12 protein-coding genes are annotated in these 12,773 nt (G+C 70.8%); 3 read left to right on the top strand and 9 right to left on the bottom strand.

Features of this window, described 5'->3' with window-relative positions; genetic code table 11:
- Nucleotides 1–98: 98 nt before the first annotated feature.
- Nucleotides 99–1,322 carry a hypothetical protein gene (locus E9998_RS09820; protein WP_158299766.1) on the top strand — a complete coding sequence of 408 codons (1,224 nt, stop codon included), beginning with the start codon at nt 99–101 and terminating at the stop codon, nt 1,320–1,322.
- Here E9998_RS09820 and E9998_RS09815 read toward each other — a convergent pair.
- The 3 genes from E9998_RS09815 to E9998_RS09805 form a co-directional block, all read right to left on the bottom strand.
- A complete protein-coding gene (locus E9998_RS09815) occupies nt 1,306–1,983 on the bottom strand; it encodes a DNA alkylation repair protein (RefSeq protein ID WP_136529527.1) in 678 nt (225 codons plus the stop codon). The two genes, E9998_RS09820 and E9998_RS09815, sit on opposite strands and share 17 nt — an antisense overlap.
- Nucleotides 1,984–2,037: 54 nt before the next feature.
- On the bottom strand, nt 2,038–2,691 hold the full coding sequence (locus E9998_RS09810; protein ID WP_136529526.1) for a response regulator transcription factor: 654 nt from the start codon (nt 2,689–2,691) through the stop codon (nt 2,038–2,040).
- A 504-nt stretch (nt 2,692–3,195) separates the two neighbouring features.
- Entirely contained in the window at nt 3,196–4,323 is a 1,128-nt protein-coding gene (locus E9998_RS09805; RefSeq protein ID WP_420842423.1) for a sensor histidine kinase, read from the bottom strand.
- 123 nt (nt 4,324–4,446) lie between these two features.
- Between E9998_RS09805 and E9998_RS09800 the strand changes: the two genes are divergently transcribed.
- Together E9998_RS09800 and E9998_RS09795 are read left to right on the top strand one after the other, a co-directional pair.
- A complete protein-coding gene (locus E9998_RS09800; RefSeq protein ID WP_136529525.1) occupies nt 4,447–4,818 on the top strand; it encodes a DUF6069 family protein in 372 nt (123 codons plus the stop codon).
- Nucleotides 4,815–5,966, top strand: coding sequence for an alpha/beta hydrolase (locus E9998_RS09795; RefSeq protein ID WP_136529524.1), 1,152 nt, complete (start codon nt 4,815–4,817; stop codon nt 5,964–5,966). The genes E9998_RS09800 and E9998_RS09795 overlap by 4 nt, the downstream gene beginning before the upstream one ends.
- Here the strand turns inward: E9998_RS09795 and E9998_RS09790 are convergent.
- The 6 genes from E9998_RS09790 to E9998_RS09765 form a co-directional block, all read right to left on the bottom strand.
- The gene (locus E9998_RS09790; protein WP_136529523.1) at nt 5,895–6,296 is read right to left on the bottom strand and encodes a YkvA family protein; all 402 of its coding nucleotides are present in this window, start codon (nt 6,294–6,296) and stop codon (nt 5,895–5,897) included. The genes E9998_RS09795 and E9998_RS09790 overlap by 72 nt on opposite strands.
- Before the next feature lie 88 nt (nt 6,297–6,384).
- Nucleotides 6,385–7,080 carry a YesL family protein gene (locus E9998_RS09785; protein WP_136529522.1) on the bottom strand — a complete coding sequence of 232 codons (696 nt, stop codon included), beginning with the start codon at nt 7,078–7,080 and terminating at the stop codon, nt 6,385–6,387.
- On the bottom strand, nt 7,077–8,009 hold the full coding sequence (locus tag E9998_RS09780) for a carbohydrate ABC transporter permease (RefSeq protein ID WP_420842422.1): 933 nt from the start codon (nt 8,007–8,009) through the stop codon (nt 7,077–7,079). Before E9998_RS09780 ends, E9998_RS09785 begins: the two co-directional genes overlap by 4 nt.
- Complete coding sequence (locus E9998_RS09775; RefSeq protein ID WP_420842426.1) at nt 8,003–8,980, bottom strand: ABC transporter permease; 978 nt, start codon at nt 8,978–8,980, stop codon at nt 8,003–8,005. The genes E9998_RS09780 and E9998_RS09775 overlap by 7 nt, the downstream gene beginning before the upstream one ends.
- Nucleotides 8,981–9,072: 92 nt before the next feature.
- Nucleotides 9,073–10,743, bottom strand: a complete 1,671-nt coding sequence (locus E9998_RS09770; protein ID WP_204745355.1) for an ABC transporter substrate-binding protein — start codon at nt 10,741–10,743, stop codon at nt 9,073–9,075.
- A gap of 502 nt (nt 10,744–11,245) precedes the next feature.
- Nucleotides 11,246–12,646, bottom strand: coding sequence for a short-chain fatty acyl-CoA regulator family protein (locus E9998_RS09765; protein WP_136529661.1), 1,401 nt, complete (start codon nt 12,644–12,646; stop codon nt 11,246–11,248).
- Between the last annotated feature and the right edge of the window lie 127 nt (nt 12,647–12,773).

Genomic DNA, 12,773 nt, shown 5'->3' with positions numbered 1-12,773 from the left:
CGCTCACCGGGAGCTTTCGCATGTCACCGAACCGTCGATCGACGGTCGGGCCTTTCACGCCCGAAAATCCGCAACCCCGCAACGCCTTCGCCAGCACCGTGCACGGACTCGAAGACCTCGCCGCCGACGAGCTCGCGGAGCTCGGGACCCGTGTGCGGTCGGTCAGAAAACGCCAGGTGCTCATCGCCGCACCGACACTCACCGGCGTTCCTCGGACCGTTGACGACCTGCTCGTACAGGTCGCCGAGACCGCCGACCCGGGCCCCACGAAACCAGACCTGGCCCGGCTCTGGCCGCTCCTCGACGCCGCCGACCTGGCGCCCGTCGCAGCCGACTTCGCGAGCGGCGAACCCGTGCTCACCGTCTCCGCCTCGATCGGTGCCTCGATCGGCGGGCGCCGCACCTACAACCGCCACGATCTCGAAGCGGTCGTCGGCGCGTTCCTCGCCGAACGGCTCGGCGCCCGCTTCGCCACCCGCAGCGGCGGCGCCCGGCCGCCGCTCGGCGCGGCCGAATGGCGCGCCGTGCTCGGACCCGAGGGCCTCCTCCTCGGCTACCGCGGACGGCGCCCGCCCCTGCACCGCCGCCCCTGGAAGACCGCATCGATCCCCGGCACCCTGCACCCGCCCGTCGCCGCCGCGATGGCCCGCCTCGCCGGCATCGAAGCGGGCATGACCGTGCTCGACCCGTGCTGCGGCGCCGGAACGATCCTCGTTGAGGCAGCCGAACTGGCGCCCGGCGCCTACGTCTCGGGCTCGGATCTCGACCCGGCAGCGATCGCCGCCGCCGCTGTCAACATTTCCGAGTTCAGCGGTGCCGCCGCTTCGGCGATCGGCAACCCGGCCACCCCTGTCGCAGCCGGCAGCACTCCGGAGTCCATCCCTGCCTCGATGGTCGGCGAACTGGCCGCACCCGCTGGCGCAGCGGGTGGCACCTCGGGGCACACCGGCGCCTTCGCCTCGATGGCCGGCGATCCGGCCGGGCTCGACGCGCACGCCGCGGGCGACACCGGGCACCGCCGCATCGCGCTGGCGACCGCCGACGCGGCCCGCCTGCCCGTGCCGACCGGGAGCGTCGACCGGATCGTCACCAACCCGGCTTGGGGCCGTCAGGTGGCCGAGCGGCGCGGCTTCGGCGCGCTGCTCGCCGAATGGCGCAGGATCATCGCAAGGGACGGCCGCCTCGTGTGCCTCATACCGCAGGAACTGTTGGGCCACTTCGACACCGGGCGTTGGAAGCTCGCCGAGACGCGCACGCTCAGCCTCTCCGGGCGTCACCCGGTCGTCGTGGTCGCAGAGCCCCGGTTCAGGCCTGGCGCTTGACCATCTCGGTGATCCAGATCGGGGCGAAAGGGGAGGTGCAGCCCGGCGGGGTCGGGTAGTCCTTGAGGACTTCGAGGCGCTCGCCGATGTCGATCGCGCGGGCGCGCAGGCCGGGGTCGGCGATGCCGATGCGCGCCAGGCACTCGTTCATCGCCCATTGGAGGCGCTGCGGCGCGTCCTTCATGTCGGCCTCGACGAGGTCCAGGAGGGCGTCGAAGTCGAGGACCTCGGGCTGCTTCACGACCCGGTCGGAGGTGAGCGCCCACCCGGCGCTCGCCACGACCGGGTCGGGGTCGGCGAACCAGGCGAGGCGCAGGGCCTCGGCGTGCGGGCCCTTCTTGACGACGTAGTTCACGAGCCAGTCGTGGACCTTCGGCGAACCGGCCTCGCGGAGCATCCGGTCGAGGTCGTCCTGCGAGAACGCCTTCGGGCGGCAGACGAGCAGGGCCAGGAGCTTCGCGGCCGTGTCACCGGTCGCCCAGAGTTCCAGAGCGAGGTCCTGGCGGGTCTTGAGGCGCTTGGCGACCGCGCGCAGCTTGGTCAGGTTGACGCCGTGGTCGTCGCCGTGCCGCTCGTTCACCGCACGCAGTTTCGGTTCCTCCAGCGCGGCGAGCTCGGCCAGCAGGGCGGGCACGGTCTCGGCGCTCGTCTCATCGCTCACGAATCCACACTACGACGCGGGGCCGACACCGGCCAGGCCTTCGCCGGGCCCGGTTCAGACCAGGTCGGCGTCGTGGGCGAGCAGGGCGATCTGCGTCCGGTTGTCCAGGGCGAGCTTGGTGAGGATGCTGGAGACGTGCGACTTCACGGTGGTGACGTTCATGGCGAGTGCGGTCGCTATCTCCGCGTTGGTGTCCCCGCTGCCGACCAGCACCGCAACCTCGTGCTCGCGGGGCGTCAGCGCCGCCAGGGCGGTGCGGGCGCGCTCGTACGCGCCCGCCTGCGCGACCGTGCGCGCCATGAGGCGCCGGGTGATCGCGGGGGAGAGGATCGGGTCCCCGGCGGCGACGCGGGCGACGGCCTCGGCGATCTGCGCGGGCGGGGTGTCCTTGAGGAGGAACCCGGCGGCGCCCGCGCGGAGGGCGCGCAGGACGTTCTCGTCGGTGTCGAACGTGGTGAGCACGATGACCTCCGGCGGCCTCGGCCGCGCGCGCAGACGGCCCGTCGCGGCGATGCCGTCCACATTGGGCATCTGGAGGTCCATGAGCACCACGTCGGGACGGTGCGCGTCGGCGGCCGTGAGCGCCTCGCGCCCGTCACCGGCCTCCGCGACGACGGCGATGTCGCCGACGCCGTCGAGCATCATGGAGAGACCGGCGCGGACAAGGGCGTCATCGTCGACGAGGAGGACACGGATCACGAGGGCCATCGTAGCCGCGCCCACGGGCCGGGCTGGCCGCCGAGGCGTTCAGGGCCGAGCGGTCCGGCGGCCCGTCGGCCGCACTCGTGGCGGTGGCCGTGGCCGTGGTCGTGGGAACGAAGCGTCCGCTTGCGCAGTCCACCGCAGTCGCGCCCGCAGGCGGCATCGCCCGTCGAGGCGCTCGTGGCCGTCAATGGCGAGGGCGGGTCGCGGTAGTCGCGCCGAGCCCCTCTTGGCATTGGGCGGAGGGGACACCGGCCACGCGGGCGGCCGGGCACGCACGGGCGAACCGCTCGTGGGCGGGAAGGCCGCCGATCGCGAGCCGCGGCGGTCGGACCCGCGGGCGCAGCCGCCCGCCCGCTCGCTTGCCGTGCCCGTGGCCGAGTAGGAATCCGGTCATGGGGCGCGGGCCACGGTATCCGCCTCCACGGGCCGAAATCCGCTGAGGCGCTCATGGTCGTCAACGGGTAGAGCGAGCTTCGGCGGTCGCGCCGAGACGCTCGTGGGCGCCGGTCACGCGGGCCACGGCAGCCGCGCCCGCAACCGGAACCGGCCGTCAGTGCGCTCATGGTCGAGTTGCCCGCCCGCCAACCGGACCCGCTCCGTGAGCCCGACCAGGCCCAACCCGCTCCCCGGCACCGCCGGGGCCGTACCGGGCGCCGGCAGCGCGTTCTCGATCTCGATCACCAGCTCTTCGCCGGGTGAACCGCTCAGCGCCACCGAGACCTCGTTCCCCGCGGCGTGCTTGCGCGCGTTCGTCAGTCCCTCCTGGACGATCCGATACACGGTGCGCCCCAAAGAAGACGGCAGATCATCCGGGAACAACACCCCGCTCACCGCCACCGGCTGGCCCACCGCCCGCGTCTCCTCGACCAGCGCCTCCAGCTCCGCCGCCGTCGGGCCCGGCCCGCTCGAAGCGGTCGCCTCGTCCTCTCTGAGCAGCACGATCACCTGCCGCAACTCCTCAAGCGCCTGATGCACCCCCGACCGGACCACCCCGGCCGCCAAGGCGACCTTCTCCGGCGGCGCGTCGGGCCGGAACTCCAGCGCCCCCGCGTGCGTCGCGACCAGCGAGAGGCGGTTCGCGAGCACGTCGTGCATCTCCCGCGCCAGCCCGCGCCGCTCCGCGGCCCGCGCCTCCGCCACCAATCGGCCCTGCTCGGCCTCCGCGCGCCGCGCCCGCTCCCGCAGCGACATCACCAGCTCCCGGTGCGAACGCGCCAGCGTCCCCCAGCCCAGCAGCGCCCCGTACGCCACCGTCACCAGCACCGCCCACCAGTCGAAGCCCAACGCCGGATTCGGATACCAGACCCACTGCACCAGGTGCGCCGCGATCCCCGCCAGCGCCACGGCCACCGCCGTGCGGAACCGCGTGCGCCACGCGACCTGGAGCGCTCCAACGGTCGCCGCCGTGGTCGCCAACGGCGAGAAGACCGCCAGGACCGTCGCGGCGAGCGCGCCGGTCACCGGCCGCCACAGCTGCACCATCGCCGCCGCCAGCGACAGGGCCGCCACGGCGAAGTCCAGCGGGCCCGGATCGGGACGCGACCACAGCGTCAAAGCGGTCAGCGCGCCGACCCCGGCGGCCATCCCGATGATCTCCTGCGGGCGCGGTCTGCGGTGGTTCGTCACGGACGCCATGCTAGCCACGCCCCCGACCGGGCCGTCACCTACGAAAGTAGGAGACGCCCCCCGCATCGGCAGGAGACGCAGCGGCCCCACGGCCGATGCACCGCCCCACCCGCACCGACCAGACTGGGCCCCATGAGCACACGAACCCGCCGACTCCTCACCCCCGTCACCGCCGCCGCCGCGGCCCTCCTCCTGTGGGCCGTCGCCGTCCCCCTCGCCGGCGCCGACCTCACCGTCGACCAGGGCGGCACGGAGCAGACCGTCGGCCCCGCCATGACCGCCTTCGCAGCCCTCGCGATCGGCTACGCCGCCTGGGGCCTCCTGGCCCTCCTGGAGCGCTTCACCGCCCGCGGCACCCGCACCTGGACGATCATCGCCGCCGCCTTCCTCGCCGTCTCCCTCCTCGGCCCGCTCGGCGCCGTGAACACCGCCGCCACCCTCGTCCTCCTCGGCATGCACCTGCTGGTCGGCGCCGTCGTCATCACCGGGTTGGCCCGCCGATGAGCATCCCCTACGGCTACCTCGTCGGCCTCGCGTTCCTCGCCTTCCCCGCGCTGCCCGTCCCGCGCCTGCGCGAACGCCCCGGCACCCTCGTCTTCCTGCTGGCCATGACCGTGAACGAACTGCCGTTCCTCGCCATCGCGCTCTTCACCGCCTCCACCGGCCTCGCCCTCGCCGAAGGCGACCTCGCCTCCCCGGTCGCCATCGCCGCCGCCGTCGTCGGGGCCGCCTGCATCGCGCTGACGACCGTGCGCAGCACCCGGACCGAACGCGCCCTCCAAGCCGCCCTCGGCTCGATCGCCGTCACCAAACGCGTCTCCTACGCGAGCATCCTCCTGCGGCCCTTCGGCTTCCGGCCCGGCTCCGTCGAGCGCACCGCGAACGTCCCCTATGGTCCCGCCGGGAAACGCAACCTCATGGACGTCTACCGCCACCGCTCGCACCCCACCGGATCGCCCGTCCTCATCCACTTCCACGGCGGCTACTACGCCATGGGCCGCAAGAACACCCAGTCCCGCCCCATGCTCCACCGCCTCGCCTCCCAAGGCTGGCTGTGCATCAGCGCCAACTACCGCCTCCGCCCCGACGCGGTCTTCGAAGACCACATCGTCGACGCCAAGCGCGTCGTCGCCTGGGTCCGCGAGCACGCCGCCGAATGGGGCGCCGACCCCGACCGGATCGTCCTCACCGGCTCCTCCGCGGGCGCTCACATGTCCACCGTCGCCGCCTTCACCCAGGACCGGCCCGAATACCAGCCCGGCTTCGAAGACGCCGACACCTCCGTCTCGGCCGTCGTGGGCCTCGGCGGCTTCTACGGCCCCTACTTCGGGCGCGGGGCCGACACCGACCCGTTCGCGCTGGCCCGGCCCGACGCGCCGCCGGTCCTGGTCGTCCACGGCGACCACGACTCGCTCGTCCACGTCTCGGTCGCCCGCGCCTTCGGGAAGCGCCTGCGCGAGGTCTCGGACCGGAACGTGTACGCCGAGCTGCCCGGCGCCCACCACGGGTTCGACCTGTTCCACTCGCCCCGTTTCGAAGCGGTCGTGAACGCCGTGGAGGCCTTCACCGCGCACGCGTGGTCAGCGGGCGCCCCGGTCGGGCCCGAGGAGCCGTTCGAGCAGCCGCGGGTCGCCGGGCCAGGCGTCGAGTAGGACCTCCCGAGGCACGGTGCGGCCCGCGTACCGCAGGGCCAGCGCCACCACGAGGATGTCGTCCAGCGGCCCGATGACCGGCAGGAACTCGGGGATGAGGTCGATCGGGCTGGCCACCCACACCGCGGCGACCAGCAGCGCGGCCTTGGCTCGCCGGGGCACCCGCGGCTCGCGCCGCAGCCGCCGCACCGTCGTCACCAGGTCGGGGATGAACGCCACGAGGTCGCGCAGCGGCCCCGGCGGCAGCCGCTTCGCGAGCACGATGAGCAGGGCCCACACGAGGATCATGCAGGCGGCGGCGATCGCGAGGCCGACGATCCAGTTCCTCACGCGGGGCTCCTCAGCAGTCGGGGCGCCGGTCCTTCGCGGACCGGCGCCCCCATCGTTCCAGGCCGGGCGAGGCGCCCGGCCGAGCCTGTCACTCCCCGGCGGTGAACCGCTCGGTGATGTCGGCGGCGACCGGTTTCGCGAAGAGCCACAGGAACAGTGCGAACGCCCAGCCGAGCAGCAGCAGGACGGCCTCGGAGCCCATGACCACGACGGCGGTCGCCACGACGAGGATCGACAGGACGCCGAGGGAGGACTTCCAGGAGAGGAAGAACTCCGCCGCGGCCACGCGGAAGACGTCCCTGGTGCGGAACGAGAAGAAGGACGTCACCGTGAGCAGGTGGGCCGAGAGGACCGCGAGCGCGGCGAGGAACACCGCGCACACGGGCCTCAGGAACGCGCCTCCGGCCACAGTGGAGCCGAAGAGCACGTTCACCGCCAGGACCGTCGCGACCGCGAGCACCGGCACCCACCAGGCGAGGGTGTCGCGCAGGTTCATGCGCAGCCCGCGCCACAGCGGCTTCGAAGGGCTCAGGTCCGGCTCGTTCGCCCACGCGCGCTGGGCGTACAGGGCCGCCGAGAGCGCGGGCGCGACCGGCAGGAGCGCGGCCATGAAGAACACGACGTTGGCCGCTTCCGGTGCGAGCACCGTCCACAGCACCAGCGTCGGGGTCCCCGCGAGCGCGAGGAACAGCCCGAGCACGAGGTGCCGGTAGACCGCGGCGGCGAGGCGCGAGAGCGCCCCCGGGCCGATCTCGCCCGCGTCCCGGGCGTCCATCTCCGTCATCCCTTCACCGACCCCAGCATCACGCCCGACACGAAGTAGCGCTGCACGAACGGGTACACGCACAGGATCGGGATGACCGTGAGGATCATCGTCACCGACTCGATGTTCGCCGACAGCAGCTCGGTCGTGGTGCCCGCGGCCGCAGCCCCCTCCGAAGTGGAGGTGGACGCGCCCGCGATGAGGTTGCGCAGGAACAGGGTGACGGGGAACAGCTCGCTCTTGTCGAGGTACAGGAACGCGGCGAACCAGTCGTTCCAGAACGCGACCGAGTAGAACAGCACCATCGTGGCGATGACCGCCTTCGACAGCGGCAGCACGATCCGCCCGAAGATGCCGTACCAGCCGAGCCCGTCGATCTGCGCGGCCTCCTCGATGTCCCTCGGCAGGCTCTCGAAGAACGACTTCATGACCAGCAGGTTGAACACCGAGATCGCGCCGGGGAGCACGATCGCCCACAGCGTGTTCTTCATCCCCAGCGAGGAGATGAGCACGTAGTTCGGCACGAGGCCGCCGTTGAAGAACATCGTGAAGACGGCGATCCCGATGAGGACCTTGCGCCCCTTGAGGTGCTTCTTGGACAGCACGAACGCGTAGGTCGTCGTCAGCGTCATGGCGATGGCGGTGCCGACGACCGTGTACAGCACGGTGTTGCCGTAGTTGCGCCAGAACGTCTCGTTCTGCATCACGGCGCCGTACGTGTCGAGGTTGAACCCGACCGGCCAGAAGCTCACCTGGCCGGCCTTGATCGCCCCGGGGGAGCTGAACGACTGGGCGAGCACCGTGATGAACGGGTACAGCATCCCGGCGCACAACAGGAGCAGGAAGACCGTGTTGAACGCGCCGAACACGCGCGTTCCCCTGGAGTCCTGCGTGACCCGGCGCGTCCGTGTCGGACTCGCCTGGTTCTTCGCGATCACTTCGGTCACCACAGGCTCGTCCCCGTAATCCTCCGCGAGACCAGGTTCGCGGATAGCACCATCACGAGGCCGATCAGCGCCTGGAACAGGCCGATCGCCGCCGCGTAACTGAGATTGTTCGACACGAGGCCGACCCGGTAGAGGTACGTCGAGATGACGTCGGCCGTCTCGTAGGTCAGCGGGTTGTACAGCAGCAGGACCTTCTCGAAGCCCACGTTCAGGAACGTGCCGATGTTGAGCACCAGCAGCGTGACCATGGTGGGCCGGATGCCCGGCAGTGTGACGTGCCAGGTCTGGCGCCACCGGCCCGCCCCGTCGATCCGCGCCGCCTCGTACAGCGACTCGTCCACGGTGGTGAGCGCCGCCAGGTAGAGGATGGTGCCCCAGCCGACGGTCTGCCACACCTCGGAGCCGACGTAGACGGCCCGGAACCACTCGGCGCGCTGGAGGAACGGGATGCCCTCCCCGCCGAACGCCCCGATGATCTGGTTCACCGTGCCCTGCAACGACAGGAGCTGCATGAGCATGCCGACCACGATGACCACGGAGAGGAAGTGCGGCAGGTAGGAGATCGACTGCACGATCTTCTTGAAGCGCTTCTTGCGGACCTCGTTGAGCAGCAGTGCGAGCACGATCGGGAGCGGGAAGCAGACGATGAGCGTCAGCCCGCCGAGGATCGCGGTGTTCGCGAAGACCCGCCAGAACGTCGGGTCGTTGATGAACAGCTCGATGTAGCGCAGGCCGACCCATTCGTCGCCGAAGATGTTCCCGCCGGGGCGGAACTTGCGGAACGCGATGACGTTCCCCAGCATCGGCGCGTACTTGAAGATCGCGAAGAAGATCAGCGGGACCAGGGCGAGGCTGTAGAGCTGCCAGTCCTTCTCGAGCGCCTCGCGCCAGGTCTGCCGCTTGCGACGGCGCCTTGCGGGCGGCTTCTCGATCAGGCCGGATGGAGCCGGCGCGGCGGCGCCCGCGACGGACACCGCGGGCGCCGCCTGCGGCGGCAGTTCGTTCTCTGTGAGAGGCATACGTGTTCCCTCCTGGGCGCGACGGGGCCGAGGCCCCGTCGCGTCGATCAGGAGTTCTCCTTGAAGCGCTCGCGCGCGCCGTTGATGAGGTCGACGTACTGCTGGAGGCCCTGGCCCTCCAACTCGGCCACGTAGTCGTCCCATTCGGCGATGTCGCGTTCGCCGAGGATGAACTTCAGCGTGTTCGTGTCGACGGTGTCCTTGATGGGCGTCGCCAGCAGCGAGGCCTGCTCCAGCTCGGCCTCTTCGAGCGGCGCCGGCGGGTTCGGGTCGCGCGGGGTCCGGTTGGCGAGCACCGAGTCGATGTACTCCACGAAGGTCGGGGTGTTGTAGGACTCCTTGAGCGCGCGCGACTCGGTGGAGTCGGCGAACACGGAGTTCGACCAGCCGAGGTCCTTCTGGATGTCGGTGGTGCCCTCGGGGTTGAGCTTGTAGGCGTCGAGGCGGAAGTCGGGGTTGAGGGTGATCTTGCCGTCCGCGTCCTTGGTGTAGGTCTCGTCGAGCACGCCCCAGCGGACGAGCTCGCGCGCGTCGGGGCTGTAGTAGAGCCAGTCGAGGAACTGGAGGGTGGCGAGGAAGTACTCGGAGTCGGCGAGCTCGGAGTTGAGCATGAAGCCGTTCCAGAAGTTGCGCGGCTCGCAGATCTGGCCGGCCGGCCCGCCCGGCGGGGCGATCTGGAGGACCTCGTAGTTGCCGGCGCCGACGGTGGCGTCCAGGCCCACGGCGAAGTCGATCGCGGTGCCGCTCGAACCGGAGGCCGCGAAGACCAGCTCCTGCGCGAACTTCTCGCCGACGGTGCCCTCACCGTCGTTGGCGGCGGTGAACGAGTCGGTGTCGACCAGGCCGTCGGCGACGAGGCCGCGGAAGTACTCGACCATCTCCTTGTACCCGGCCGAGGCGGCCGTGTACTGGAGGGTGCCCGAGCCGTCGTCCATCATGCCGGTGCCGAAGCCCCAGCCGGCCTGCGCGCCGAAGGCGTGGGCGGCGTAGTTGAGCATCGACTGGCCCTCGAAGCCGTCGGCGAGCGGCTTGGAGTTCGGGTACTCGGCCTTGATCTTGACCAGGGCCTCGCGCAGCTCGTCCCAGGTCTCGGGGATGCCGCCGGCGACGGTCTCGAAGACGTCCTTGCGGATGACCAGCGTGAAGACGGGGACGGAGACCTCCTGGAGGCCCGGCAGCATGTAGTACTTGCCGTCGGCCTGCTTGAGGTTGTCGATCATGCCGCCGAGGTCCCACTCCTCGACGTACTTCTGGAAGTTCGGCATGTGCTCGACGTAGTCGCTCATCGGCAGCACCGCGCCGGAGGAGACGAACGAGTTCTCCTCGCCGGTGTAGACCAGCGGGATCACCGAGGGGGCGTCGCCGGCGCTGATGAGCAGACTGCGCTTCTCGACCGCGTCGCTGAACGGGATCGTGGTGACCTCGAACTTGACGTTCGTGCGCTTCTCGATCTCGGTGAAGAACTGCCACGAGTCGGTGATCGGGAGGTCCGGCCACTCGGTCCACAGCAGCGACAGCGTGAACGGCTCGGTGGCGGTGAACTGGGTGTCCGCCTTGAAGTCGTCCATCGCGCCCTTGGCCTGCTCGTCGACGTTCACTTCGCCGTCGCCGTCGTCGCTACAGGCCCCCAGTGCCAGTGCGCCGCCGCCGGCGACGGTGAAACCGATCAGCCCGCGACGGGTCGCCCTCATGGGCGTGCGCCCGAATACATCTGACATGTCGCTCCTCTTTGAGATGTCCTTATTGCGCCCGTCTGCCGAGACCTGTACGCGTTTACATCGCACACCGCTCGAAACTTTCGGGATTATTCTCGGTAATTTTCAGAGCTTAGTTTCCGACGCCAGTGATGTCAATAAATCTCTTTGGTAACGGACGCAGGACCTCGGAGGATGCCGAACTTGCGCTGTTCGGCCTTGAACAGGCGATTCCGACCCATCGGGCGCCCTCGTCCGGCTTGCCCGCGCGCCACACGCGCCACGGCCGCCCCATTGGCGTCCGGAATTTCCGGAAGTCACCGGAATGTTGACGCAGAACGACCGCCACTCCACTGATGCAAGTAATTTGCAAGAGTAAGATTCTGGCGATAGCAACCCTCGCCGTGATCGCGGGAGGCGGACCAGGGCGCACGACAGCGCCCCGCGACGCCCGCGCCGCGAGGTTGGGGTGATTCCGAGACGGGCCCGGACGCGCCTGAACACCGCGCCCGGGCCCGTCGCCTACTCAGACCTGCGGGTACGGGTTGAACCGGCTCTCGCGGTCCGAGACCTCCAGCGGCGCCCCGATCGCCGGGAACGCCCGCTGAGGGCAGCCCGACCGGTCGCAGACCTTGCAGCCGGGGCCGATCGGCGTGCGCGCCGCCGGATTCGCCAGGTCGAGCCCGTCCGCGTAGACCAGCCGGTGCGCATGGTGGAGGTCGCAGCCCAGCCCGATCGCGAACGTCTGCACCGGCGCCCCGAACCCCCCGAAGCGCCGCGAGACCGTGCGCGCGATCCACAGGTACGAGCGGCCGTCCGGCATCTGCGCCAACTGCGTGCGGATCTCCCCGGGATGGGCGAACGCCTCATACACGTTCCACAGAGGACACGAGCCGCCCACCCGTGAGAAATGGAAGTCCGTGGCCGACTGCCGCTTCGAGATGTTCCCCGCCCGGTCCACCCGCACGAAGAAGAACGGCACGCCCCGCGCGCCCGGCCGCTGGAGCGTCGAGAGCCGGTGCGCCACCGTCTCGTACCCCACCCCGAACCGCCGCGCCAGCAGATCGATGTCGTACCGCAGCTCCTCGGCCGCCCGCAGGAACGCCCCGTACGGCAGGATCAGCGCCCCCGCGAAGTAGTTCGCCAGGCCGATCCGCGCCAGCCCCCGCGCCTCCTCGCCCGACAGGTCCGCCGCCTCCGCCTCCGCGCGGATGAGGTCCCCGCACGCCACCAGCGCCAGATGCGTCGCGAGCTGGAACGCCCGCTGACCCGGCGCCAGCAGCGGCGACAGCCGCAGCACCCGCGTCTCGGCGTCGTAGCGGCGCTTCGCCCGCTCCGCGTCCCCCGCCGCCAGATCCGCCACCGTCACCCCGTACCGCTCCCGAAGGAGCCGCGACAGCCCGCCCGCCACGTCACCCGGATCGATCGCCGCCTCCGCGACGATCCGCTCCGCGGCCGCGTCGAGCTCGGCCACATGGTTCCGCTTGGCGTAGAACAGGTCGCGCACCTCCTCATGCGCCGTCGGCGCCGCCCCCGCGTCCAACTCCGCGCTCATCGCCGCGTTCCGCTCCACCGCGTGCCGGTAACGCCGGTGCAGGTCCACCATGTACTGCGCCAGCTCCGGCATCGACTCGGCGAACTCCCGCGCCTCCGCCACCGAGGAGCGGTCGGCGTGCGCGGTGTCGGCCAGCGCGTCCCGCAACTGCGCCGTGAGCCGGTCGCCCTCCGACGCCGCGAAGCGCTGCATGTCGACGTCGTACACCTCCGCGAGGCGCAGCAGCACCGGCCCCGTGATCGGCCGCTGGTTCGACTCCATCTGGTTCACATAACTCGTGGAGATCCCCAGCGCCGCCGCGAACGCCGCCTGCGTCAGGCCCCGCTCCTCCCTGAACCGCCGCAGCCGCAGCCCCACCTTCGCCTTCCGCAACGCCACGGCCTCGACCTTTCACAAGATTCACAAAAGCACTCGGAGAATTCCACAAGAAACCACTCTTACAGCAGTTTCAACAGGGCTTCGAAGTGTACATACTGTGAAACCACACCGACTCGAAAAG

It is taken from the genome of Glycomyces paridis, assembly GCF_004912155.1.
GTDB lineage: Bacteria > Actinomycetota > Actinomycetes > Mycobacteriales > Micromonosporaceae > Glycomyces > Glycomyces paridis.
The sequence above is the reverse complement of the archived record's forward strand: the minus strand, read 5'-3'. Positions and strand labels throughout refer to the sequence as shown.